The sequence below is a fragment of the Candidatus Accumulibacter cognatus genome, assembly GCF_000584975.1.
In the GTDB taxonomy this organism is placed as follows: domain Bacteria; phylum Pseudomonadota; class Gammaproteobacteria; order Burkholderiales; family Rhodocyclaceae; genus Accumulibacter; species Accumulibacter cognatus.
Genome location: NZ_JDST02000084.1, coordinates 7,254 through 29,110 on the forward strand (window position 1 = coordinate 7,254; position 21,857 = coordinate 29,110).

24 protein-coding genes and 1 riboswitch are annotated in these 21,857 nt (G+C 63.0%); of the genes, 14 read left to right on the top strand and 10 right to left on the bottom strand.

Features of this window, described 5'->3' with window-relative positions:
• Positions 1–334: 334 nt before the first annotated feature.
• Positions 335–514, bottom strand: a complete 180-nt coding sequence (locus AW06_RS15540) for a hypothetical protein (protein ID WP_034951792.1) — start codon at positions 512–514, stop codon at positions 335–337.
• A 126-nt stretch (positions 515–640) separates the two neighbouring features.
• On the opposite strand from AW06_RS15540, the gene gcvA reads away from it, so the two are divergent.
• Entirely contained in the window at positions 641–1,585 is a 945-nt protein-coding gene (gcvA, locus tag AW06_RS15545) for a transcriptional regulator GcvA (protein ID WP_324547629.1), read from the top strand.
• 90 nt (positions 1,586–1,675) lie between these two features.
• Here gcvA and AW06_RS15550 read toward each other — a convergent pair whose 3' ends face one another.
• Entirely contained in the window at positions 1,676–2,119 is a 444-nt protein-coding gene (locus tag AW06_RS15550; RefSeq protein WP_034951795.1) for a phasin family protein, read from the bottom strand.
• Positions 2,120–2,419: 300 nt separating this feature from the next.
• Here AW06_RS15550 and AW06_RS15555 point away from each other — a divergent pair, with 300 nt between their 5' ends.
• The 3 genes from AW06_RS15555 (at position 2,420) to serS (ending at position 6,883) form a co-directional block, all read left to right on the top strand.
• On the top strand, positions 2,420–3,811 hold the full coding sequence (locus tag AW06_RS15555; RefSeq protein WP_034951796.1) for a wax ester/triacylglycerol synthase domain-containing protein: 1,392 nt from the start codon (positions 2,420–2,422) through the stop codon (positions 3,809–3,811).
• Between the two features lie 378 nt (positions 3,812–4,189).
• Positions 4,190–5,506 carry a replication-associated recombination protein A gene (locus AW06_RS15565; protein WP_034951799.1) on the top strand — a complete coding sequence of 439 codons (1,317 nt, stop codon included), beginning with the start codon at positions 4,190–4,192 and terminating at the stop codon, positions 5,504–5,506.
• A gap of 81 nt (positions 5,507–5,587) precedes the next feature.
• Entirely contained in the window at positions 5,588–6,883 is a 1,296-nt protein-coding gene (serS, locus tag AW06_RS15570) for a serine--tRNA ligase (protein ID WP_034951801.1), read from the top strand.
• Positions 6,884–6,919: 36 nt separating this feature from the next.
• On the opposite strand, the gene cobC is transcribed toward serS, so the two are convergent.
• On the bottom strand, positions 6,920–7,516 hold the full coding sequence (gene cobC, locus AW06_RS15575; RefSeq protein ID WP_273704783.1) for an alpha-ribazole phosphatase family protein: 597 nt from the start codon (positions 7,514–7,516) through the stop codon (positions 6,920–6,922).
• Positions 7,489–8,241 (bottom strand): adenosylcobinamide-GDP ribazoletransferase, encoded by a 753-nt coding sequence (locus AW06_RS15580; RefSeq protein ID WP_034951802.1) that lies wholly within the window; start codon positions 8,239–8,241, stop codon positions 7,489–7,491. Before AW06_RS15580 ends, cobC begins: the two co-directional genes overlap by 28 nt.
• A 175-nt stretch (positions 8,242–8,416) precedes the next feature.
• Between AW06_RS15580 and AW06_RS15585 the strand changes: the two genes are divergently transcribed.
• Positions 8,417–9,073 (top strand): MT-A70 family methyltransferase, encoded by a 657-nt coding sequence (locus tag AW06_RS15585; protein WP_034951803.1) that lies wholly within the window; start codon positions 8,417–8,419, stop codon positions 9,071–9,073.
• 311 nt (positions 9,074–9,384) lie between these two features.
• Here AW06_RS15585 and AW06_RS15590 read toward each other — a convergent pair whose 3' ends face one another.
• Positions 9,385–9,717 carry a cell division protein ZapA gene (locus tag AW06_RS15590; RefSeq protein WP_034951805.1) on the bottom strand — a complete coding sequence of 111 codons (333 nt, stop codon included), beginning with the start codon at positions 9,715–9,717 and terminating at the stop codon, positions 9,385–9,387.
• 13 nt (positions 9,718–9,730) lie between these two features.
• Positions 9,731–9,931 (bottom strand): hypothetical protein, encoded by a 201-nt coding sequence (locus tag AW06_RS15595; RefSeq protein ID WP_034951807.1) that lies wholly within the window; start codon positions 9,929–9,931, stop codon positions 9,731–9,733.
• Positions 9,932–10,083: 152 nt separating this feature from the next.
• A riboswitch (cobalamin riboswitch) is annotated at positions 10,084–10,305 on the top strand.
• Between the two features lie 126 nt (positions 10,306–10,431).
• Between AW06_RS15595 and AW06_RS15600 the strand changes: the two genes are divergently transcribed.
• Genes AW06_RS15600 through AW06_RS15610 form a run of 3 tightly spaced genes read left to right on the top strand, consistent with a single transcriptional unit; the run spans position 10,432 to position 14,061 of the window.
• Entirely contained in the window at positions 10,432–12,291 is a 1,860-nt protein-coding gene (locus AW06_RS15600) for a TonB-dependent receptor (RefSeq protein WP_046535430.1), read from the top strand.
• 5 nt (positions 12,292–12,296) lie between these two features.
• Positions 12,297–13,286, top strand: coding sequence for an iron ABC transporter permease (locus AW06_RS15605; protein WP_034951809.1), 990 nt, complete (start codon positions 12,297–12,299; stop codon positions 13,284–13,286).
• Between the two features lies 1 nt (position 13,287).
• A complete protein-coding gene (locus AW06_RS15610; protein ID WP_034951811.1) occupies positions 13,288–14,061 on the top strand; it encodes an ABC transporter ATP-binding protein in 774 nt (257 codons plus the stop codon).
• Here AW06_RS15610 and AW06_RS20935 read toward each other — a convergent pair.
• Together AW06_RS20935 and AW06_RS15615 are read right to left on the bottom strand one after the other, a co-directional pair.
• Positions 13,990–14,235 carry a DUF2784 family protein gene (locus AW06_RS20935; protein ID WP_138678498.1) on the bottom strand — a complete coding sequence of 82 codons (246 nt, stop codon included), beginning with the start codon at positions 14,233–14,235 and terminating at the stop codon, positions 13,990–13,992. The two genes, AW06_RS15610 and AW06_RS20935, sit on opposite strands and share 72 nt — an antisense overlap.
• 2 nt (positions 14,236–14,237) lie before the next feature.
• Positions 14,238–15,644, bottom strand: a complete 1,407-nt coding sequence (locus tag AW06_RS15615; protein ID WP_034951812.1) for a PLP-dependent aminotransferase family protein — start codon at positions 15,642–15,644, stop codon at positions 14,238–14,240.
• Between the two features lie 176 nt (positions 15,645–15,820).
• Between AW06_RS15615 and AW06_RS15620 the strand changes: the two genes are divergently transcribed.
• The gene (locus AW06_RS15620; protein ID WP_138678496.1) at positions 15,821–17,113 is read left to right on the top strand and encodes a PLP-dependent aminotransferase family protein; all 1,293 of its coding nucleotides are present in this window, start codon (positions 15,821–15,823) and stop codon (positions 17,111–17,113) included.
• Positions 17,110–17,787, top strand: coding sequence for a LysE family translocator (locus AW06_RS15625; protein WP_046535428.1), 678 nt, complete (start codon positions 17,110–17,112; stop codon positions 17,785–17,787). The genes AW06_RS15620 and AW06_RS15625 overlap by 4 nt, the downstream gene beginning before the upstream one ends.
• A gap of 28 nt (positions 17,788–17,815) precedes the next feature.
• On the opposite strand, the gene AW06_RS15630 is transcribed toward AW06_RS15625, so the two are convergent.
• Positions 17,816–18,121, bottom strand: a complete 306-nt coding sequence (locus AW06_RS15630) for a hypothetical protein (protein ID WP_034951814.1) — start codon at positions 18,119–18,121, stop codon at positions 17,816–17,818.
• 90 nt (positions 18,122–18,211) lie between these two features.
• Here AW06_RS15630 and AW06_RS15635 point away from each other — a divergent pair, with 90 nt between their 5' ends.
• Genes AW06_RS15635 through AW06_RS15650 form a run of 4 tightly spaced genes read left to right on the top strand, consistent with a single transcriptional unit; the run spans position 18,212 to position 21,200 of the window.
• Positions 18,212–19,153, top strand: a complete 942-nt coding sequence (locus AW06_RS15635) for a LysR substrate-binding domain-containing protein (protein ID WP_034951816.1) — start codon at positions 18,212–18,214, stop codon at positions 19,151–19,153.
• Positions 19,150–20,097, top strand: a complete 948-nt coding sequence (locus tag AW06_RS15640) for a DMT family transporter (protein ID WP_034951818.1) — start codon at positions 19,150–19,152, stop codon at positions 20,095–20,097. The genes AW06_RS15635 and AW06_RS15640 overlap by 4 nt, the downstream gene beginning before the upstream one ends.
• 48 nt (positions 20,098–20,145) lie before the next feature.
• Positions 20,146–20,871 (top strand): AzlC family ABC transporter permease, encoded by a 726-nt coding sequence (locus AW06_RS15645; protein ID WP_246149049.1) that lies wholly within the window; start codon positions 20,146–20,148, stop codon positions 20,869–20,871.
• Positions 20,868–21,200, top strand: coding sequence for an AzlD domain-containing protein (locus AW06_RS15650; RefSeq protein ID WP_034951819.1), 333 nt, complete (start codon positions 20,868–20,870; stop codon positions 21,198–21,200). Before AW06_RS15645 ends, AW06_RS15650 begins: the two co-directional genes overlap by 4 nt.
• 155 nt (positions 21,201–21,355) lie before the next feature.
• On the opposite strand, the gene AW06_RS20940 is transcribed toward AW06_RS15650, so the two are convergent.
• The gene (locus tag AW06_RS20940) at positions 21,356–21,664 is read right to left on the bottom strand and encodes a hypothetical protein (protein WP_138678887.1); all 309 of its coding nucleotides are present in this window, start codon (positions 21,662–21,664) and stop codon (positions 21,356–21,358) included.
• Positions 21,665–21,857: the final 193 nt, after the last annotated feature.

The window sequence follows — 21,857 nt, forward strand, 5'->3', positions numbered from 1 at the left end:
GCGCGCAGTGCGTACGGCGAGGGCCTGGAGCTTTGTCGGCAATTGCATGCAGCCTTGCCAGAACACCCGCGATTCGCCAAGGAGCTGACTGACGCAGAAACTCGATGGGCCGCACTGTCGGAGCGCTGACAGTCGCGTCTGCGACCCGCCGCGAGTGCCTTCCTGGTTGCGTATGGCTCAACCGTCCGGGGCAAGATGCTGGATGATCGCGTCGCCACCTGGGAAGCCGGCAACCTCAATCGATGCTGTCGGCGCCCCGGAACAGCTTGCCATTGACCGCCTGCGCCGGTACGCCGAAGATGCCGCGCGCAAGGGCCTTGTCGCCCTGGTGAATTTAATGGCGCGCCATCGGCGACATCAGCAGGAGATGCAGGAATTTGTCGATTCCTCTGGCCAGCCAGCCAAGCGATTTGTGGATCATGGCGGCATAGAGGTCACCGGTGGCGATGCTGCGCTGATTGCGTGCGCGCTCAACAATCATCATCATCTGTTCGCGGTTGAGGTCGGTTGTCATGGGTGTCTTCCTTGAGTTTTCTCGGTTCCCGAGAGTGCAACGCTACTGTAATTGTTCGCCGATGCACCGGCAAACGATCAATAATCAGCCGATGCGTGAGAATATCTCTTCCATATGACTTACCGATTGCCCCCTCTGAACTCGCTGCGTGCCTTTGAAGCGGCGGCCCGCCATCTCAGTTTCAAGGATGCCAGCGAGGAATTGGCAGTGACGCCGACAGCCATCAGCCACCAGATCAGGGGTCTTGAGGAATACCTCGGCTTTTTGCTCTTTCACCGCCTGACGCGCGCACTGGATCTGACGCGCGAAGGCCGGGCGATGCTGCCGAAGGTGCGTGAAGGCCTGGAATGCTTTGCCGCCGCGATCGAAAGCACACGGCTGCATGAAGCCGCTGGGCGCTTGCTGATCACGACTCCGCCGGCTTTCGCCAGCCGGTGGCTGATTCGCCATTTGCCTGCTTTTACTGCCGAGCACCCGGAGATCCAGCTGCACATGGCCGCGTCCGTAGAGACGATCGATGCCCATGATGCTTCGGGTGTTTCAGGACTCGCAGGAATCGACGTACGCGACGACGAAACCGAATTATTCATCCGCTTTGGGCGGGGTCATTACGACGGTTGCCGCGTTGACCGACTGTTCGTTCCGGCCTATGCGCTGGTGTGCAGTCCGCGCCTGCTGTTCGGAATGCGGCCACTGAACGTGCCATCCGATCTTCGGCGCCACAATCTTCTGCATGACGAGTCGATCATGGAACTGATGGACCGCCCGACCTGGGCCGAATGGCTGCAGGTCGCAGGGGTCAGTGGTGTCGACCCGGATGCCGGCACCCACTTCAGTGACTCGGGATTGGTTCACGCGGCGGTGATCGATGGCGTTGGCGTGGCCATTGCCTCTATTCCGTTGGTCGAAGCCGAGGTTGCTGCCGGGCGTCTGGTGATGCCCTTCGACATCATCATTCGCCGCACCCAGGCCTATTACCTGGTGGTGCCGGAAGCCGTTGCCGACCGCCCGATCGTCAACGTCTTTCGCACGTGGTTGCTCAGCGAAGCCGCGCAGGTTGCCCAGAAATAGCCTGACGGCCGTTCGAGCGGCACTCGAACGGCCGTCTGCAGCTAATGCCGGCGCGACGATCGCCGGCCATCTTACCTGTCGCCAGTGGCCTTATGCAGTGCCGGCCATCATCGGCGAATCGCCGTTCTCCGCAGGTTTGGTCGAAGGCACCGCTTTGCTGGTCGCCAATTGGCGTACCTCGGTGCTCAACTCGATGACCCGTAGCGAGAGCTGCTCGATGTCGCGCCTAGTTGCCAGGAGAACGAAATCGAGAGGCCGGAGAAAGCGTTCCCTGACGACCTGTTCGCCGCGCTGAATGGCGGTATTGGCGGTGCTCATCAGCTCGGCCGATTTTTCATCGATCTGTTGGCAGGCCTTCGGTGGCATGGCCTTGCTTTCACGAAGAAGGGTCTCGACGGCTCTGACACTGCTCCTGGCGGCTAGTGAATAAGCGCCCAGGCCGCCAAGCCACAGCTTGCGTGTTGCCTCCAGAGCTTTCAGCAGAACTTGCTGACCGCCGACCCGATCGACCCATGCGCTAACTGTCTTGCTCATTTATTTCTCCTTTGTCTGACTGCAATTGAAAGTTCTTGCAGTTGCCTTTGCAACCACTATCGGTGAGTCTATCGGGAAGGTCTAGAGGAAACACACTAAAGGTTCGGGCGTGTTTCACTCTGGAACGGCTGTTCCTTGATGATGTATGCTTGACGCGTCGGGATCAGGGACGCTGACGATGCTCCAGGGAAAGTTGGTCGGCGTGTACCGGTGGCGGGGGGGTCGTAAGGCTTGCCGTTGTCGCGGCGATGGATGGCCGTGAGTGTGCAGGAAAATCAATGAAGGGCGAAGGGAACCTCGATGACCAAACTCTCCTTGCTGGATGTGGCTTTCTTCATCGCCGAGTCAAAGGCAAGCCCGAAGCACGTGGGTGGCCTGATGATCTGCAAACGGCCGCCTCGCGCGAAGACCAGCTTTGCCGCCGATCTGTTCAGGGAGTATCTCACTTTTACCGATGTCCAGCCGCCGTTCAACCGGATCATTCGTTTTTCGCTGACGGCCATGCCGAGCTGGCAGGAGTGCGAAGCGGTCGAGCTCACCGAGCATCTGTTCTATCATCAGTTGCCGCGCGGCAAGAATGGCCGGGAGGAATTGTACCGGCTGGTATCGGACCTGCACCAGCCGATGCTCGACCGCTCGCGGCCCTTGTGGGAGGTGCATGTCATCGATGGTCTGAGCGAAGCCCGCTTTGCCCTCTACGTCAAGATCCATCACGCCAGTGCGGACGGCGTGACCATGATGCGCTGGGCCGTTAATTCGCTGTCCTCGACCGCCGACGATCTCGAACTCAAGCCGCTCTGGTCCGTCCCGCACATCGCAGGGGCGGGATCGCCACTCAGGGAGAAGATGGCCAGGTCACTGCTTGGTGATCTTGCGGGTGCCGGCAAGCATGTTCTGGGGATTGGCCGTCTTGCTGCGATGTTGCTCCTGGAAAGTGTCAAGCTCACCAAGAATGCCATTTCGCTGCCGTTTGTTGCTGATGGCAATACGCCGCTGACCGGGCAGGTAACGGCTGGCCGTCAGTTTGCAACTACCAGCGTGAGTATGGAACGGGTCAGCCTGATTCGTACCAGAACCCGCTCGACCTTGAACCATGTCGCACTGACCTGTCTGGACGGTGCCTTGCACCGCTATCTGCGTGAAGAGGGCGTCGACCTGCAAAGGCCGATCACGATTCAGATGCCGGTCAACCTGCGCAAGGAGGGTGATCAGCGCGTCGGCAACAAGATCGGCATCATCCAGGTCGAGCTGTCACCGCCAACCGACGATCCCTACGTTCGTCTGCGCAACATCGGTTTTTCGCTGCGTAACGTACGCACCATGATCGACAGCGTCGAACCCGAGGCGATTGAGTCCTATACGCTGATTACCGGCGTCGTCGGGCAACTCGCGGAGATGCTCAAGCTTAGCAACCATTTGCCGCCGACCGGCAATACGCTGGTCTCGAACGTGCCTGGTCCTGCCGAGTATCTGTATCTCAAGGGCGCGCGGCTCGAGGAACTGCATCCGATCAGTACCCTGCCGGCTGGCAACCTGCTGAACATCACCCTGTTCAGCTATGCCGGGCAACTGTATTTTGGTTTGATCGCCACCGATGAACTGCCCAACCTCCAACGCTTGAGCCACTACATTGCCGCAGCCTTCACCGAACTTGAACAGTCCGTACTTGACGCGGGCAAGCCTGTTTCCTAGCTGCACGGCGACTTCGTTGGCGCCAGACCGCGCCATTCCGGGCGGAACAACCTGCTCAAGGTGCTTCAAACTTGCGACGAGGTACTGGAAATCGGCTTGCCGGTTTGGGACAGGAGCAACTGAAACTCCTCGAATGTCATGTCGAAGACTTCGCTGAGTTCCGGGAGGCGACGATCCGGAATGTGGCGCCGGTCGGGGAGATGATCAGTTCGTCCATTGTCGTGTTGGCGCCTGTCAAGTCTGCTTCGAGTCTTCTCGGTGGGCATTGCGGTTGCTTTCGAGGTATGCTGAAGTAATAGTCAGAAAATAGCGGCGACCAGCCAGCGGCACTGTGTGAAATGTCACAGCGCCATGTAATGGTCGTGACGAGGGAAGGGAATGGACGACTTTTCAAGCGATGATCATGCGAACGCTCCGCTGGCCGAACGCCTGCGACCGAAGACTCTGTCCGAGGTCATCGGGCAGGCGCATCTGCTTGGTCCCGGTAAGCCGCTGGCCATGGCTTTCCAGTCCGGCCAGTTGCACAGCATGATCCTTTGGGGGCCGCCAGGAGTCGGCAAGACGACGCTGGCGCGTCTCATGGCAGATGCCTTCACTGCCGACTTCATCGCCATCTCGGCGGTCTTTGCCGGTGTCAAGGACATCCGTGAGGCGGTGGCACGTGCTGAAATCACGCGCGCGCGCAGCGGACGGCGGACGATACTTTTTGTTGACGAAGTGCATCGCTTCAACAAGGCACAGCAGGATGCCTTTTTGCCCTATGTTGAAGGCGGGCTGTTGACCTTTGTCGGTGCGACAACCGAAAACCCGTCGTTTGAAGTCAATTCGGCGCTGCTTTCGCGCGCTTCGGTTTACGTCTTGCATTCACTCACGGCCGAAGAGATGGGACAGCTCCTGGCGCGCGCGCGCCGGCAGGTCTTGCCAGGGCTGTCTTTCGATGATGACGCGCGCTCGCGCCTGATCGGTCTCGCCGATGGCGATGCGCGACGTCTGCTCAACCTGATCGAGCAGATCCAAACGGCCACCCGAACCGTCCAGACCAGCAACATCGATGGTGCTTTCATTGACCGCGCGCTGGCGCAGAACCTGCGTCGCTTCGACAAGGGCGGTGATGCCTTTTATGACCAGATCTCGGCGTTGCACAAGGCGGTTCGCGGATCGTCTCCGGATGCCGCGCTGTACTGGTTCTGCCGGATGCTCGACGGTGGCGCCGATCCACGCTATCTGGCACGTCGCGTCGTGCGCATGGCCTGGGAAGACATTGGCCTTGCCGATCCACGTGCGGCGCGCATCGCGCTCGATGCTGCCGAGACTTTCGAACGTCTGGGTTCTCCCGAAGGCGAGCTGGCTCTTGCCGAAGCGGTACTCTACCTGGCCATGGCGGCCAAGTCGAATGCCGCTTACCTCGCGTATAATGCCGCGCGCAGCTTCATCTGTGGCGACGGCTCACGGCCGGTGCCGGTGCATCTGCGCAATGCGCCGACACGCCTGATGAAGAACCTGGGTTACGGAAAAGACTATCGCTACGCGCACGACGAGGCGGACGCCTACGCTGCAGGCGAGGCGTATTTCCCCGAGGGCATGCCGGCGGTCGAGTGGTATCGACCGGTCGCGCGCGGCCTCGAGATCCGGATTGGCGAAAAGCTCGCGCATTTGCGCGAACTTGATCGCCAGGCAAGACAGAAGCAGGACTGAGTCCGCCCGCGCCGCTGTGCGCAGCCGGGGAAGCGGACAGATTCGCGAGTCGCGGCGCGACCGCCCACATGAGGATTGACCATGCTCGACATTCAACTGCTGCGCAACAACATCGAAGGGGTTGCCGAACGACTGGCGACGCGTGGTTTCACGCTCGACCGTTCGGCATTCCAGGGGCTCGAAAGCCAGCGCAAATCCCTGCAGACGCGCACGCAGGAGCTACAAGCGAGCCGCAACAGTCTCTCGAAGCAGGTCGGCCTACTCAAGGGACGAGGCGAAGATGCCACCGCAGTGATGGCGCAGGTGGCGGCACTCAAGGACGAACTCGAAGCCAATGAAGTCCGCCTCGCCGATTTGCTGAAGGAACTCGATGCCTTCCTGGCCGTGCTTCCCAATCTGCCGCAGGACAGCGTGCCGGTCGGCCGTTCCGATACCGACAACGTCGAGCTCAAGCGCTGGGGGAAACCGCGCAGCTTCGACTTTGCGGTCAAGGATCATGTCGATCTCGGCGAGACGCTCGGTCAGCTCGATTTCGCCACTGCAGCGAAAATCGCCGGCACGCGCTTTTCGCTGTTGAGGGGAGCGCTCGCTCGCTTGCACCGTGCTCTCGCCCAATTCATGCTCGATACGCATGTGACACAGCATGGCTACACCGAAGTCTACGCGCCTTACCTGGTTAACGCCGCCAGCCTGACGGGTACCGGGCAGTTGCCGAAGTTCGAGGAGGATTTATTCAAGATTCTGCGCGCCGAAGCCGAGCCCCTGTATCTGATCCCGACGGCGGAAGTGCCGGTCACCAACGTCGTTCGTAACGAGATTGTCAATGCCGATGAATTGCCACTCAAGTTCGTTTGCCATACCCCGTGCTTTCGTTCAGAAGCAGGCTCCTACGGTCGCGATACGCGCGGCATGATCCGCCAGCACCAGTTCGACAAGGTTGAACTGGTGCAGATCGTCGCCGCAGGCGATTCGCTGGAGGCGCATGAGGAACTCACCGGACACGCCGAGCGGATCCTCGAAATGCTCGACCTGCCGTATCGGCGGGTTACGCTATGTACCGGGGACATCGGTTTTTCGTCAGCAAAAACCTATGATCTCGAAGTCTGGCTGCCTGCACAACAGGCCTACCGCGAAATCTCGTCATGCTCCAACTTCGAGGCGTTCCAGGCCAGACGAATGCAGGCGCGTTATCGCAACGATCGTAACAGAATCGAACTGGTGCACACCCTCAATGGCTCCGGCCTTGCCGTCGGGCGCACGCTGGTGGCGGTCATGGAAAACTTCCAGAATTCCGACGGCAGCATCCGTGTTCCGGAAGTGCTGCGTCCTTACCTTGGCGGCATCGAAAGAATCTCCCGAGACTCCGGCATCGCCTGAGCTGCGAATGGCATGACAAAGCCCTGCAGAGGGGGGTCATTGGTTCAGATAATGCAGGATCCCCGGAGCATGCGGCCGGCCTGACTCTGTCCACTGCAGGCCATCCCTGCTGGCGTCAATCTCTAGCAGAGTAAGGCTGCCGAAGTCGAGCCGCAGTTGGCTCCACTCGTCGATCGGCAGTTGCAGCCAGTGCCCGAGCATGGCGCGGATGACCCCGGCGTGGGTGACAAGGGCGACATGGTTGCCGCGTAGACTGCGGACGCAGTCAAGCGCGCGCGCCTGCAGCATTGCCACCGATTCGCCGCCGGGCGTGACGAAGTGCAGCACATCGGCGGCCCAGGCGTCGAGTAGCCGGCGATCGATCTGCTCCCAGGCGACGCCCTCCCATTCGCCAAAGTCGATTTCCAACAGTCGCTCGTCGAACACCGGTTGTGGATGCAAGGCCTCGGCGAGGGCGCGTGCACGCCGCAAGGGGCTGGCAATGACCGGCGTAGCGTCAGGCAACAGCGCGCGCAGACGCCTGGCGGCAGGCTGTGGGTCCTCTGAATCGACATCGAGCTGCCCGTAGCAGACGCCAGCGGCAAGCCGTGGTGGTGGGTGACGGATCAGGAAAAGCTGCACAATAGTCCACAATAAAAAGCAAGTTCCGAGCATTGTTGGGTGGCGCCGAGACAATCGCCGGTATAGCCACCGATTTGCCGCCGGAACAGGCGTGCCAGCCACAGCGTCGCCAGGGCAGCAAATACCCCGCCGAGCAATGCCTCTAGCGGTGGCAGCAGCAATAGTGGCAGCAGGGCGGTGAGTCCGGCAATACCGAGCTCGCCCCAGCCGATGCGGGTGGCCAGCGGCTTCGCTTTCCCCTCGTCACGTACATAGTCGAGGCCGCGCAACAGGGTCGTCGCAGCGAAGCGGGATAGGGTGTGGCCGGCCAGCAGGGCCAGGGGAATCTCCTGCCACTCGAACTCGATCAGTGCGCAGAAGCGGGCGAGCAGCAGCATCACCAGCGCGATCGCACCGAAGCTGCCGATTCGCGAGTCCTTCATGATCGCCAGGATCTGTGCCTTCTCCCAGCCGCCGCCGAAACCGTCGACCATGTCGCTCCAGCCGTCTTCGTGAAACGCTCCCGTCAGGTAGAGAGAACTGGCCATTGCCGCCAGCACCGCCAGCGTCATCGGCAGGACGCAAGACGTCAGGACAAAAACCAGTGCGGCAATGGCCCCGACGAGCAGGCCCACCGCCGGAAAATATCGCGTTGACCGGTCGAGTGCCTCGCTGCTGTGCCCTACCCAGGCCGGGACTGGCAGGCGCGTAAAAAAGCGCAGCGCACCGAAGAAATAGGCAAGCTCTCGCCTGAACATTGTTTCCTTTCACCAAATACCGGATGGTATCCCGATCAGTCAATCACCGACCATCGCCTGCCGTTGCAAGTGCAGGTATCATCGTGCCCGGCGACGACAGGCAGGATCGTTCACCGTGTTTGCCAGATCCCTTGTGGAGCATTGGCCCATTCCTTCCTATTCACGATTGAAACAGATGACCGACCATTTCCCCGCGGTAGGCTGCGACCTGCTGCAACGTGTTGGTAACCGGAAGTTCCGCACCGTGCTCGCGGATCCGCCGTGGCAGTTTCAGAACCGCACCGGCAAGATGGCACCGGAGCACAAGCGCCTGAACCGCTACGCCACGATGACGCTGGATGACATTCTGGCGCTACCCGTGGCCGAGATCGTCGAAAGTCCCGCACACCTCTACCTGTGGGTGCCGAACGCGCTGTTGCCGGAAGGCCTGCGCGTTCTCGCCGCCTGGGGCTTCACCTACAAGAGCAACCTTGTATGGCACAAGATTCGCAAGGATGGTGGCCCGGACGGGCGCGGCGTCGGTTTCTATTTCCGCAATACGACCGAATTGATCCTGTTCGGCGTCAGGGGGAAGGATGCGCGCACGCTGCCCCCCGGCCGCCGCCAGGTCAACATCATCAAGAGCCGCAAGCGCGAGCATTCCCGCAAACCGGACGAAGCCTACGCGCTGATCGAATCGTGCTCGCCCGGTCCCTTCCTAGAGATGTTCGCCCGCGGCTCACGGGAGGGCTGGAGCACCTGGGGCAGCCAGGCCGACGAGTACGTTCCCGACTGGCCGACCTATGCCAATCATTCGCAGGCTGATGCCGACAGCCTTCCCGCGAAGGGCTGATAGCCGCGTGTCGTCTTTCGGGTACATCAGGAACCGATGTTCCGTCGCAAACAGGCCCAAAAAATATGGGCACAAAAAAGCGCGAAACCAGAGGTTCCGCGCTTTTGTCCCTGCCGATGCCGTCAGGCCGGCATCCTGAACCTGGGTTCAGATAGGTCACTTCCCTTCCGCATCAGGTACGTCCGACTAGGGGCGCACACAACAGTGGTTTCTATGGTCCGCGACCAATGCCATTTAGCATTGGTTCAAGGAATCTATGACCTGACAACACCGCAGGGAACTCTCTTGGAGAGCGGAGCAGGAAAACCTTCCTACTGCGACTTCAACACCTGATCAAGCTCTGCTTCCATGGAAAAGATTCTACCCCTAAGCGCGTCCATGTCCAGTCCTATTTCAGATTCAATTTTCTGATGCTGCTCCGGCATTTCCTGATTGAGGCCGAGGTGCTCGTGAGCGATGTTGAGCGCAGCCATGACGGCAATACGCTCGGGAAGATTGCTCCTGCTTTTCCCAGCGATATCGCGCATTTTCCCATCAACATAGGCTGCGGCACTGAGTAGCGCAGCATGTTGATCGCTTGGGCAGGCGACCCGGTATTCCTTGCCCAGCAGGACGATGTCGAGATAATTGGTTTCGTTGGGCATCGTATCAGAGTCTTCAGGGCTTAGCTTCGGGCAGTTGCTCGGCAAGCTGTTCAAGCCGCGCACGGGCAGCCGCCATACGTTCGGCAAGGCGTTCCTTGTCGCTTTCAAGCGACGCAAGTTGCTGGCGCAGAACCTCATTCTCGGTTCGTAATGTGTGGCACAGTGAAACCACTTGAGCAATCTTGATTTCGAGCGTGTTGAGTTCATTCAGCATGGGACAGACTATAGATTCAAAAAGCATGCTTGGTCAAGGCATAAGCAGCGTTTCTGCACCTTGTTTGTGATGTGGCAAGCGCTTTCTGGTTCAGTCGTCGATAGGGCACCCTGCGGGCAAGCTATAATCGGCATTTTTGCTGGCCTCAAATGCGAAAATGGATCGTGCAAGGTGCCGCCACGCAGATTCGCTGCAGCGGTTAAACGGGAAACAGGTGCCTGTTTGCGCTGTACCACGCGCAACAACATGCCTGTGCTGCCCCCGCAACGGTAAGCGAGTGTGGGACTGTCAATAGGCCACTGGGCAAAAAGCCTGGGAAGGCGACAGATCAAGACTCGCGAGCCCGGATACCGGCCTTCGCATACCACACTGGACGGAAGTGTCGCGGGGATGCGGACACGCAACGCTCGGCTTGCATGCCTGCTTTGACCTCGCGCCTTCCACATAATTGGCTAGCCGATTTGCGGGGACGCTGGTCGGCAACAGGGGGGAGTTTCATCATGCATCCGAACCAGCTGCGGACAGCCCATGCCGCAACTTTCACCGCACTGTTCTCGACGGCGTTACATGCCGCGGACCCGCAACTCGACCCGATTGTCGTCACGGCGACTCGACAGGCTACCCGAGTCAACGAACTGACGAGTGATGTGTCGGTTATCACCCGTCAAGAAATCGACCAAGCCGGGGAGACGACACTGGCGCAACTTCTGGCACGGCAACCGGGAATCCAGTACGTCGCCAACGGCGGTGCGGGGTCCAATAGCGGCGTGTTCGTCCGTGGCGCCAGTACCAATCAATCGATCGTGTTGATCGATGGGCAGCGCATCGGCTCGGCGACGAGCGGCAGTGCAGCATTGTCGCGGATTCCGCTGAACCAGATCGAGCGCATCGAGATTCTGCGTGGCCCGGCGTCATCGCTCTACGGGGCAGATGCCATCGGCGGCGTCATCCAGATTTTCACCCGCAGGGGCGAGGGGTCAGTACAGGTGAACGCCAGCACCGGCTATGGCTCTTACCACACGACCGACACCAGTGTTGGCATTGCGGGCGGAACAGAATGGGTGTCCTATAGTGTTCAGGCAGGGTATACGAATACCGACGGGTTCAACGCCATCAACAACAAGAATAACCTGTTCTACAACCGTGACCGGGATGGCTATTACAACAGGAACCTGAGTGCCAGTATTGCCGTTCGTCCGGCCAAAGGGCAGGAACTCGGGGCCAATCTGCTGGTCAGCAAGGGCACTAACCAGTACGATGGCAACGACTTTAGCGCGCTTGGCGCAGCTCAGTCCTTCAGCAATGACCAGAACGTCGGTAATTATTCGATCTACTCGCGCAACCGGCTGCATCAGGCGTGGACCAGTACCTTGCGTCTCGGCCGCAGTACCGACGACAGCAAGGACTATATCGGGAATTTCCGGGACAGTTCTTTCAAGACCACGATGGATCTTGCGTCCTGGCAGAACGATATCAAGCTGCCAGTCGGCGAAGCGCTGCTGGCTGCCGAATACAACAAGCAACAGGTCAACAGCACGACCGATTACACGGTTACCGAGCGCACGATTCGATCGCTGCTGGCCGGCTGGAATGGCCATATCGATCAGCATCGGCTGCAGCTCAACCTGCGACATGACGACAACTCGCAGTTTGGCAGAAAGCGTACGGGTTTTGCTGCCTATGGCTATCAATTCTCGCCGCAATGGCGCGCCCATATTTCCTATGGCACGGCGTTCCGCGCTCCGACCTTCAACGAGCTGTATTTTCCCTCGCTCTTCGGTTTTGCCGGTGGCAACCCTAATCTTAAACCGGAGACGGCAAAAAACACCGAGGTCGGGGTCAACTGGGAGCAGGGTAGCCATCGTGCTTCGGCGGTCTTCTACTACAATCAGGTGACCGATCTGATCGAATTCCGGCCACCTACCTTCGTGCCGGTCAATGTCAGCAAGGCGCTGCTGCGCGGCGCCACGCTTACCTATGATGGGCGTTTCTCGGCGTGGGCAGTTGGGATCGCACTTGACTTTCTGAACCCGCGGAACGAGGAGGACGGGCCAAACAAGGGTAATCGTCTGGCCCGCCGTGCCGAGCAGCAGATGAGCAGCTACCTCAGCCGAAGCCTCGGCAACTGGGAATTTCGTGGTGAGTGGCAACTGCTGGGCAACCGCTACGATGACCCCGCCAACCGTGTTCGTCTCGGCGGCTATGGTCTGGTAAACCTCTACGCCGATTACCGCTTGCAGCGAGACTGGGTGTTGTTTGCGCGCGCCAACAATATCTTCGACAAGGATTACGAGACGGTCGACAACTATACCACCGCCGGGGCGAATGTCTTCGTCGGTGTTCGCTACGCGCCGAAGTAGGCGAGATGCCCACCCGCCGCCGTGCCTTGCTGATCCTCGCAGTGCTGGCCGGGTTGGCGCAGCTCAGCATTGCGCTGGCCCTGATGGTGGGCAGCATTGCGATTGGCCCGGCCGAGGTGTTGGCAATCCTGTTTGGCAACGGTCATGGCATGGCCAGCGACGTCGTGCGCAGCCTGCGCCTGCCGCGGGCGTTGACAGGTTTCGCTTGCGGCGGTCTGCTGGCGCTGGCGGGTGCCTTGCTGCAGGTCCTGCTGCGCAACCCGCTTGCTGACCCTTACGTGCTCGGCATTTCTGGCGGTGCCGGCATCGGTGCCTTGCTGGCAATCGTTCTTGGCCTGGGTGTCGCGGGGATCAACGGACTGGCCTTCGGGGGCGCGTTCGGCGCCATGCTGCTGGTGTTCGGCCTCGCGCATGGTGAAGGGGGCTGGACGCAGTCGCGCCTGCTGCTGACGGGTGTAATCGTCGCTGCCGGTTGCGGTGCGGTGGTCACCCTGCTGCTCGCGCTGGCTCCAGAAGACCGGCTGCGAGGCATGCTCTTCTGGCTGATGGGGGATCTGTCGCAGAGCGGTGATCCACAACTGGTACTGATCCTGCTCCTGATGGTGCTGCTGGTTGCATTGCCGTTTGCCCGTGAGCTCAATCTGCTGGCACGTGGTGCCGACATGGCCCAGGCGCTGGGGGTTGCAGTCCGCCCATTACGCCGCGGCGTTTACCTCGTCGCGTCGCTGGCTACGGCTGCCGCGGTCACGCATGCCGGCGCGATCGGCTTCATTGGCCTGATCGTGCCGCATCTTGTTCGCCTCGCTGCCGGCAATGATCAGCGCTTGCTCCTGCCCGCCTCGGTACTCGCCGGAGGCAGTCTGCTGGTGGTTGCCGACACCCTGGCCCGTACCCTACTGGCACCGCAACAACTGCCGGTCGGCGTGCTGACCGCGCTGATTGGCGTGCCTGTTTTTCTGTTTCTGCTTAGCCGCGCTGCACCTGGACGGTACTGAAATGGTCCCAGGTCTGCTATCTGCCCATGCGCTCAGCGTTGGTGTGGCCGACCGCAGTTTCTGCCATGACCTGGCATTGACCGTACAGCCGGGCGAATGCCTGGCCATCCTCGGACGCAACGGTGCCGGCAAGTCGACGCTGCTGTCGGTACTGGCCGGTCTGCGAACGCCTGCCGCCGGTGAAGTGCTGCTCGACGGAACAAGCTACGCGAGGCTTGGCGCGCGCGTCAGCGCACGCATTCGTGGCTGGTTGCCACAAACTCGTAGCGAAGCGTTTTCCTCGACGGTTCTCGAGACGGTGCTGGTCGGACGCCACCCGCATCTTGGCCGCTGGGATTGGGAATCCAGCCAGGATGTCCAGATCGCCTATGAGGCTCTGGCCTTGGTCGGCCTTGCGGAACTCGCACAGCGTGACGTGCAGACACTCTCCGGTGGCGAGCAACAAAGGCTGTCGATCGCCACATTGCTCGCGCAGGCGCCGCGACTTTACCTGCTCGATGAGCCGCTTGCCCACCTTGACCTGAATCATCAGATGGCTATCCTCGAACTTTTCTCGGCACTCGCCCGTAACGAAGGGGTGGCCTGTGTGATGGTCCTGCACGAACCTGGCCTGGCCGCACGTTTCTGTACGCACGCCCTGCTGTTGTTCGAGGATGGAACGACGCAGCAGGGTACCTGCGACGAGGTGATCAGCAGCGATTCGCTAGGCAGGCTCTACGGCTATCCACTGCGTGAAGTGGGCGAGCACCGACGGCGCTGGTTCATGCCTGGCTAGCAACCGCAGCGAGCTCCGCGTCCTCGTCCGGGTGCAGACGATGGCCAGCACGTGTAGCCAGGCGAGGGGTGGCGAACGCCAGAGCAGCGCGCCACCGAAGACGACGAAGCAGAAGAAGGCGAAATGGGCGGACATGACAAGGTCGCCGAGCAGGCGTCGGTGCGTCTCGCCCATGTTCAAATCGCTTTGAGGAAACGGTCGATGCGCGGGTCGCCGAGATAGGCCGCGTTGAAACGCAGGTAGGAAGTCGCCTGCAATTGCGGCCGGAACAGGTTGCCCGGCGCGAGGACAATACCGTGTCCGGCCGCGTCGCGCGCCAGCTCAACCGGATCGAGATCGGGATGCGCGGCCCAGACAAACATGCCGCCGTTCGGTTCAGCGAACGGGCGAAAGCCGGCACGGTCGAGCAGCTCCAATCCGTCGTCCATCGCCTGTGCGAGGCGGCCGCGCAGACGCTCGATCGTCTTGCGGTAATGTCCCTCGATCAGCAGGTCGTGGATCAGCCGCTCCGCGAACTCGGAACTGCCGACCGATGTGAACAGCTTGACGTCGGTGAAGGTACGCACGAGCTCAGGCCGCGCCGCGAGGAAGCCGACGCGCAGGTTGGCGGACAGGGTTTTCGAGAAGCTGCCGACGTAGATCACGCGATCGAGCCCGTCAAGCGCGGCGAGACGGTGCGCGTGGCCCGGATGGTAGTCGCCGTAGGTGTCGTCCTCGACGATTGGCAGGTCGTGCCGCGCGGCCAGTTGCAGCACGCGGTGCGCGACAGTCGCCGACAGGTTGCCCGAGGTCGGGTTGTGCAGCACCGAATGGGTGATGAAGACGCGCGGCTTGTGCTCCTCAAGCAGGGCTTCGAGCGCCGCCACGTCCGGTCCTTCGGGCGTGCGCGGCACGCCGACGAGTTGCACGCCGAGCAGGCGTAGCGAGGCGAACAGGTTCCAGTAGCCTGGGTCGTCGACGAAGGCGCAATCGCCGGGGCGCAGCAGCGTGCGGGCGACGATGTCGAGCGCCTGCGTGGCGCCGTGTGTGAGCACGATCTGCTCGGGCGGCGCATGGAAACCGAACTGGTCGAAGCGCACGCGCAGTTGCTCGCGCAAGGGCCGGTAGCCCTGCGCCTCGCCGTAGCAGACCAGGCGCTGGCCTTCGCGCCCGGCCAGAACGCGCAGGCGGCGGCGCAGACCTCCTTCGTCGAGCCATCCAGCCGGCAGCCATCCGGCGCCGACCTTCACCGTCGATGGATCGTCGGCAAGGGCCTCGCGCATCACATCAGCGTTGTCGAAGGCGCGCTCGATGGTGCGCTCGACGATCTCCGGCGCTGCCGCCTTGCGCTCGCCGCTCGGTGCGCCCGCCTGGACGTAAAAACCGGAACCGCGGCGCGATACGACGGCGCCGCTGGCAACCAGGCGGTCGTAGGCTTCGACGACAGTGAAGCGGCTGACGCCCAGCGCCCCGGCCATGCCGCGGATCGGCGGCAGGCGCATGCCGTGGCGCAACACACGGTCGTCGATGCGCTGGCAGACGCCGCCGACGATCTGGTCGGCCAGCGACCGCGGGCTCTCGGGGTCGATGGCAATGCCGAACATGGAGCCTCCTTAGATGCATCTGGGTTGGGCGAAGGGGTCGGACGACCGGAGAAATTCTGGCGTACCGGTCGTCCGACCGGTACAGGCGGGTCGGACAGTACGCAAAGTGTCACTGTCTGGCCTGTAAAGTGTCCGGTATTGTACCGGACACGCCCGATTTTGCAAGGAGCCCCACGATGACTGCCGCCGCGCTTCGCCAAACCGATCTCCACTCGCTTCCGGCTCCACCGAGCGTTGCCGTCGCTGTCCAGGAGGCTGGCCGTCGAGTCGGGTCATCCGCCGACTGGCATTTCGCGCCGGCCGCTGCGGCGCTGGAAGGTTCGGCGATCCGCGAGATCCTCAAGGTTACCGAGCAGGCGGCGGTTCTGTCCTTCGCTGGTGGCCTGCCCAACCCCGCCGCCTTTCCGGTCGAAGCGCTGCGTGCGTCGACAGCGCGCGTGCTTGCCGACGACGCGAGCGGCGCGCTACAGTACGGCCCGACCGAAGGCTATGGCCCGCTGCGCGAGCTGGTCGCGGCGCGCCTCTCGGCGGCCGGACAGCCGACGACGCCGGCCGAGGTGCTGATCACCACCGGATCGCAGCAGGCGCTCGACCTGATCGGCAAGGCCTTCCTCGTGCCCGGCGGGGCGCTGCTGGCGCGCAACCCGACCTACCTCGGCGCGCTGCAGGCCTTTGCTTTGCAGACTCCGCGCGTGATCGACCTCGATGCGTGGATCGACACCGGAATTCGTCGCGCCCCGCAGCTTGGCGGCGGGCTTGCGTTCTGCTACCTGACGCCCAATTTCGCCAATCCCGACGGTGCGACGATGCCGACCGACGTCAGGCGCGCCCTGCTCGCGCGGCTCGACGACGCTGGTATGCCTCTGGTCGAGGACGATCCCTACGGCGAACTGTGGTCCGACGCGCCACCCCCGCCGGCCTGCCGTGCGCTCGCGCCGCAGCGCACGCTCTACCTTGGGTCGTTCTCCAAGGTGCTGGCGCCTGGCCTGCGGGTCGGTTACGTTGCCGGGCCGCGGTTGGCGATCGAACTCCTGACCCGGCTCAAGCAGGCGGCCGACCTGCACACGCCCAGCCTCAACCAGCGCATCATCGCGGCGCTGATCGAGGACGGCACGCTGGACCGCCAACTGCCGGTCGTGCGCGCGATCTACCAGAGGCAACGCAATGCGCTGCTGGCGGCGATGGACCGCCACCTTTCCCGGTTCGCAACCTGGGAGGCAACAAAGGGCGGCATGTTCGTCTGGGTGACACTGCGTCCAGATTCCGGACTCGAAGCAAAGTCCCTGTTCGAGTGCGCCCTCGCTCGCCAGGTCGCCTTCGTTCCCGGCGCTCCCTTCTACTTCGCGGCACCCGACCCGCGCACGCTGCGCCTCGCCTTTTCGACACTGCCGGCGGCGTGCATGGACGAAGGCATGGCGCGCCTGTCGGCCGCCTGCGAGGACGCCTTGGCGAGGGGAGTCTGTTCATGAACACCGACATCGCTGCTCAGTGGGGCGCACAGCTTACCGCACTGGGGCCGCTGGCCTTCTTCATGGCCGTTGCCTCGATCACGCCCGGCCCCAACAACGTGATGCTCGCCACCGCCGGCGCGGTCGCCGGACTGCGCGCTTCGGTGCCGCACATCCTCGGCATCTCGGTCGGCGTCACCGTGCAGATCGCCCTGATCGGCATCGGCTTGGGTTCCTTGTTCTCGACCCATCCCTGGCTCGCCGAGTCGTTGCGGATGGCCTCGGTTGGCTACCTGCTTTGGCTCGCCTGGTCGCTGGTCACGGCCAGCCCGCCGGAGGAGGACGCGACGACCGCGAAGGCACCGGGAGTTTACGCGCGGCTGGACAACGCAGGCAAGCCACAGCGAGGCCGCCCGCTGAGCTTCCTCGGTGCGGCGCTGTTCCAGTGGGTAAACCCGAAGGCCTGGATGATGGCGCTCACGGTCTGCGCAGCCTTCCTGCCGGCCGGTGAGGATCGATTGACGGCCCTGGTCTCGGTGGCCGCGGTGTCGATGCTGGTGAACCTGCCCTGCGTCACCGTTTGGGCCGGCGCTGGCGTCGCGCTTCGTCGATGGCTGAACGCCCCCGCCCGCTGGCGGGCCTTCAATCTGACGATGGCCGTCGCGCTGGTGGCGACGGCGGCCGGGGTCCTTTGACCCCGGCGCCCTGATCCTCTCGCCGTGCTCAGCCCAGTTGCAGGACGGTGTCGCTCAAGGCCTCGACGACGCTCCATTCGCCCGACTCGAAGCATGTACCAGCGCGCGGGAAGACGTCGCGCGAGTCGTTGTTGTGGGTCAGCCAGAGATGGCCGGAAACGACCGTCCAGCGCCGCCACGGCAGCAGGGTCAGCGCCTTGCCGGCCTTGATGGTGCGTATCCAGCCGCCGCAGTCCGATGCACGCGGCGAATCAATCCTGCGTGTCGGAACAGCCGCGTCCGTACCCTGCTTGAAGGCGATGCGAAAACCGCCTAAAGTTTCTGTTGCGCTCATGATGTACTCCTTTCCGAAGTGGGTGTGCTCACTATGACCGATCAAAGCCCCCCGGACAAACGGTCAATTTTCATGTCATTAATGCATTGAATGAATCAATCGCTGAACAACCTGCACGCCCTGCGCGGTTTCCTTCTGGCGGCTCGCCACGGCAGCTTCACGCGCGCCGCCGCTGAACTGCACGTCACGCAGTCGGCCCTGTCGCGCCAGATCCAGAGCCTCGAGGAGGAACTGGAGACGCCGCTCTTCGTGCGTACGACGCGCAAGGTGAGCCTGACGTCGGCCGGGCAGCGCCTGGCCCACGTGGCAGCGCGGGCGCTCGCCGAGATCGACACGGTGGCGCAGGAACTGCGGCCGCGTTCAGGTCCGCGCCCGATCACGGTGACCACCTTCGCGTCTTTTGCGACGCTCTGGCTGATTCCGCGCCTCGACCGCTTCGCGCGCATCCAGCCGTGCATCGACGTGCATTGCATGGCGACCGACCGCGTGGTCGACATCGACGCCGAGGGCGTCGACATCGCCTTCCGGGGCATGACCGGCCGCAAGGCACTGCCGGGAGCGATCATGCTGTTTGCCGAGCGCACCTCGCCGGTCGCCAGCCCGGCCCTCCTGGCACGCCTGCCGGTGGAAACTCCGGTCGACCTGGCGAAGCACACCCTGCTCGGCTGGGAACAGCAGTACGAGACACGCTTTCCGAAGTTCGGGTGGGCCTACTGGTTCGAGCAGGCAGGCGTCGAGCCGGTGCGGCCGAAGAACACGCTACGCTTTTCCAACCACGACCAGATCATCCAGGCCGCGCTGGCTGGCCAGGGCGTCGCGCTCGCCCGCACAGCGCTGGTCGCCGAGATGCTGCGCGACAAGCAGCTGATCCCCATTCTTGGAGGCGCGCTCGACGAAGACTTGGTCTACTGCCTCGTGGTCGCCGAACGGGCGCGGGCGCGGCCCGAGGTGCTTGCCTTCATCGATTGGGCGAAGTCCGAAGCCGCGCTGACCACGCGCATGACGGCATGCACGACTGGCGGTCGGCGATGAGCGCCGCCGCGACCGGGTCCGGAACGGCCGTCGAGGATCAACAGGCCACTCGCCACAGCCTTTGGCTGGGCGTGCTCGGCGTCTCGATCTTCGCCTTCTCGATTCCGATGACGCGGCTCGCCAGCGGCTCCGACGCGGTGCCGCAACTGCACCCGCTCTTCGTCGCCTTCGGCCGCGCGGCGCTGGCAGGCCTGCTGGCCATCGCCTGGCTGGTCGTCGTGCGTGCGCGCCGGCCGCGGGGCGGCGAGTGGGCGATCCTGCTCTTCACCGCCGCCGGCGTCGTCGTCGGCTGGCCGGTCTTTCTGGGGCTTGCTGTTCGCCATGTCGAGGCAACGCATGCCTCGGTCATTTCCGGCGTGCTACCGCTCGCCACCGCGGCCATCGCAGCTTGGGTCCACCGGCAGCGCCCCGCGCGCGGCTTCTGGATCGCCGCGGTCACCGGCACCGCGCTGGTGGTCGCCTTCGCGCTGCTGCGCAGCCTGCAGTCGAACGGCCACCTGGGCATCGGCTGGGCCGACGGTCTGCTGCTCCTCGCCGTGTTCTTGGCGGCGGCGGGCTACGTGAGCGGCGCCCGGCTGTCTTCGGCGATGCCGCCTGAACACGTGATCTCCTGGGTGCTCGTGCTATCCCTGCCACTCACCCTGCCGGTCGCAGCGCTGACCTGGCCCGAGACGCCGATCCGCCCAGCCGCCTGGGGCGGTTTCCTCTACGTCTCGCTGTTCTCGATGTGGCTCGGCTTTTTCGCCTGGTATCGCGCGCTCGCCATCGGCGGCACCGTGCGGGTCAGCCAGGTGCAGCTCCTGCAACCGTTTCTCTCACTGCTCTTCTGCGCGCCAGTACTCGGCGAACGGATCGACGCCATAACGGTCGGATTCTCCCTGGCGATCATCGCCACCGTGGTGTGGAGCCGACGGCAGACGGTCGGCGCGCCCCGCGGGCGCTGAACCCGTCTCGTTGCTGCTACGATGTACCCCTTTCCGGATCAAGCTCCCGTGTCCTTGCTCGAACGTCACTTTTCCCACGACTTCCGCGCCGGTGCGCGCGAAGGTTTTGTCCTCTTCCTGCCGCTCTCGGTGGGCCTCGTGCCCTGGGCCATCGTCACCGGCGTCGCGATGACCAGTACCGGCCTGTCGCCCCTACAGGCGATGGGCATGAACATCATCGTCTTCGCTGGCGCCGCGCAGCTCGGCACGCTGCCGTTGATCGCCGCCGGGGCATCCGTCTGGCTGATGGTTGCGGTCGCGCTGGCGATCAACCTGCGCTTCGTGATCTTTTCCGCGGCCATTGCGCAGGGATTCCGCGGCGTAGGCATCCGGGGGCGCTGGGTCTGCGGGCACCTGCTCACCGACGGCGTCTTCGCGGTGACGCTCGACAAGATGCTGCACACCGAGAGTCGCGACTGGCGCCTCGGTTACTTCCTCGCGCCTTCGCTGTGGAGCTGGGTGCTGTGGCAGGGCTTCGCGCTGGTCGGCATCGGCTTCGCCGGGCAGATTCCGAAAAGCTGGTCGCTCGAGTTCATGGCGACGATCGCGCTGATGGTGCTGATGATCCCGATGGCAAAGGCCCGGCCGATGCTCGTCTCGGCGCTGGTCGGCGGCGGCACGGCGGTCGCGCTGTCGGCACTGCCGCTGCGGCTCGGGCTCTTCGTCGGCATCGTCGCCGGCATCCTGGCCGGCTTCGCGGCCGAACATTGGCACGCGCGGAGGGCCGGACAATGAACGGGCCCTATGACTGGACGCTCTGGCTGATGCTGCTCGCCATCGGCCTCGCGACCACGCTGCCGCGCGCGAGCTTCATCGTCCTGGGGAGCCGTGTCACGCTGCTACCGGTCTTCCAGCGCGCTCTGCGTTATGCACCGGCCGCAGCGCTGGCTGCCATCGTCGCGCCCGACCTGCTGCTGGTGCAGGGTCAGATTGCGCCCCTGAACCCGAAGCTGCTGGCGATGATTGCGGTGATGGCGGTGGCGACGCGCTGGAAGAATCCCTGGCTGCCCTTCATCGTCGGCATGGGGGCACTGCACGGCCTCTTCGCATTGCTCGGCAGGTAGACCGGATTCTTCGAAGCCCGCTACGCTGCGCCCGGTTGCGCGGAATTCGTCCGTTGAGGAGCCTTTCCTCGCGCTTTGCGTGGCTTGATCAGATCACCACGAGATGATGGCTTTTTGCCTCAGAAACGGTTGCAGCGGGACTGCACGATCTAGCGTCACCAGGCGGCCGCCTTGCTGCACCGCCCGTGCCAGCAGATAAACGTCACTCGCCTGGTGGGAGCCGAGTACGGCATTCCAGGCAATCGGCCGCTATCGAGAATGCTCACGGCGTCTGGCCAGAAAACGTGATGGCTGGTCGCCGTCACCGCGGCGAGACGTTCGGCTATGGCCCCGGCCGGCAGTGCGTTCGGGTAGCCGGGTGGTGACATGATTCGGATACCACCGTTCTCGGTCAGCGGACACGACGCCCAGCTCGACTGAATCTCACGCGCGCCCTGCTTTTGTCCGGCGATGGAACAACGCATCAGGGTACCTGCGACGCGGTGATCAGCAGCGACTCGCTGAGCAGGCTCTATGGTTATCCACCTTGTGCTGTCGGCGAGCACCGACAGCGCTGGTTCATGCCCGGCTAGCAAGCGAAGCCAGCTCCGCGCCTTCGTCGAGGGCGGAGGGCGCATTCTCGAGCATCAATTCCGCCTCGCTATACTGAAATAGGTA

What these genes read in the sequence shown, in the direction of transcription:
- AW06_RS15540 (WP_034951792.1), bottom strand. Translation starts at nt 514, where the DNA reads ATGACAACCGACCTCAACCGCGAACAGATGATGATGATTGTTGAGCGC.
- AW06_RS15550 (WP_034951795.1), bottom strand. Translation starts at nt 2,119, where the DNA reads ATGAGCAAGACAGTTAGCGCATGGGTCGATCGGGTCGGCGGTCAGCAA.
- AW06_RS15555 (WP_034951796.1), top strand. Translation starts at nt 2,420, where the DNA reads ATGACCAAACTCTCCTTGCTGGATGTGGCTTTCTTCATCGCCGAGTCA.
- AW06_RS15565 (WP_034951799.1), top strand. Translation starts at nt 4,190, where the DNA reads ATGGACGACTTTTCAAGCGATGATCATGCGAACGCTCCGCTGGCCGAA.
- serS (WP_034951801.1), top strand. Translation starts at nt 5,588, where the DNA reads ATGCTCGACATTCAACTGCTGCGCAACAACATCGAAGGGGTTGCCGAA.
- AW06_RS15580 (WP_034951802.1), bottom strand. Translation starts at nt 8,241, where the DNA reads ATGTTCAGGCGAGAGCTTGCCTATTTCTTCGGTGCGCTGCGCTTTTTT.
- AW06_RS15585 (WP_034951803.1), top strand. Translation starts at nt 8,417, where the DNA reads ATGACCGACCATTTCCCCGCGGTAGGCTGCGACCTGCTGCAACGTGTT.
- AW06_RS15590 (WP_034951805.1), bottom strand. Translation starts at nt 9,717, where the DNA reads ATGCCCAACGAAACCAATTATCTCGACATCGTCCTGCTGGGCAAGGAA.
- AW06_RS15595 (WP_034951807.1), bottom strand. Translation starts at nt 9,931, where the DNA reads ATGCTGAATGAACTCAACACGCTCGAAATCAAGATTGCTCAAGTGGTT.
- AW06_RS15600 (WP_046535430.1), top strand. Translation starts at nt 10,432, where the DNA reads ATGCATCCGAACCAGCTGCGGACAGCCCATGCCGCAACTTTCACCGCA.
- AW06_RS15605 (WP_034951809.1), top strand. Translation starts at nt 12,297, where the DNA reads ATGCCCACCCGCCGCCGTGCCTTGCTGATCCTCGCAGTGCTGGCCGGG.
- AW06_RS15610 (WP_034951811.1), top strand. Translation starts at nt 13,288, where the DNA reads ATGGTCCCAGGTCTGCTATCTGCCCATGCGCTCAGCGTTGGTGTGGCC.
- AW06_RS20935 (WP_138678498.1), bottom strand. Translation starts at nt 14,235, where the DNA reads ATGGGCGAGACGCACCGACGCCTGCTCGGCGACCTTGTCATGTCCGCC.
- AW06_RS15615 (WP_034951812.1), bottom strand. Translation starts at nt 15,644, where the DNA reads ATGTTCGGCATTGCCATCGACCCCGAGAGCCCGCGGTCGCTGGCCGAC.
- AW06_RS15620 (WP_138678496.1), top strand. Translation starts at nt 15,821, where the DNA reads ATGACTGCCGCCGCGCTTCGCCAAACCGATCTCCACTCGCTTCCGGCT.
- AW06_RS15625 (WP_046535428.1), top strand. Translation starts at nt 17,110, where the DNA reads ATGAACACCGACATCGCTGCTCAGTGGGGCGCACAGCTTACCGCACTG.
- AW06_RS15630 (WP_034951814.1), bottom strand. Translation starts at nt 18,121, where the DNA reads ATGAGCGCAACAGAAACTTTAGGCGGTTTTCGCATCGCCTTCAAGCAG.
- AW06_RS15635 (WP_034951816.1), top strand. Translation starts at nt 18,212, where the DNA reads ATGAATCAATCGCTGAACAACCTGCACGCCCTGCGCGGTTTCCTTCTG.
- AW06_RS15640 (WP_034951818.1), top strand. Translation starts at nt 19,150, where the DNA reads ATGAGCGCCGCCGCGACCGGGTCCGGAACGGCCGTCGAGGATCAACAG.
- AW06_RS15650 (WP_034951819.1), top strand. Translation starts at nt 20,868, where the DNA reads ATGAACGGGCCCTATGACTGGACGCTCTGGCTGATGCTGCTCGCCATC.
- AW06_RS20940 (WP_138678887.1), bottom strand. Translation starts at nt 21,664, where the DNA reads ATGCGTTGTTCCATCGCCGGACAAAAGCAGGGCGCGCGTGAGATTCAG.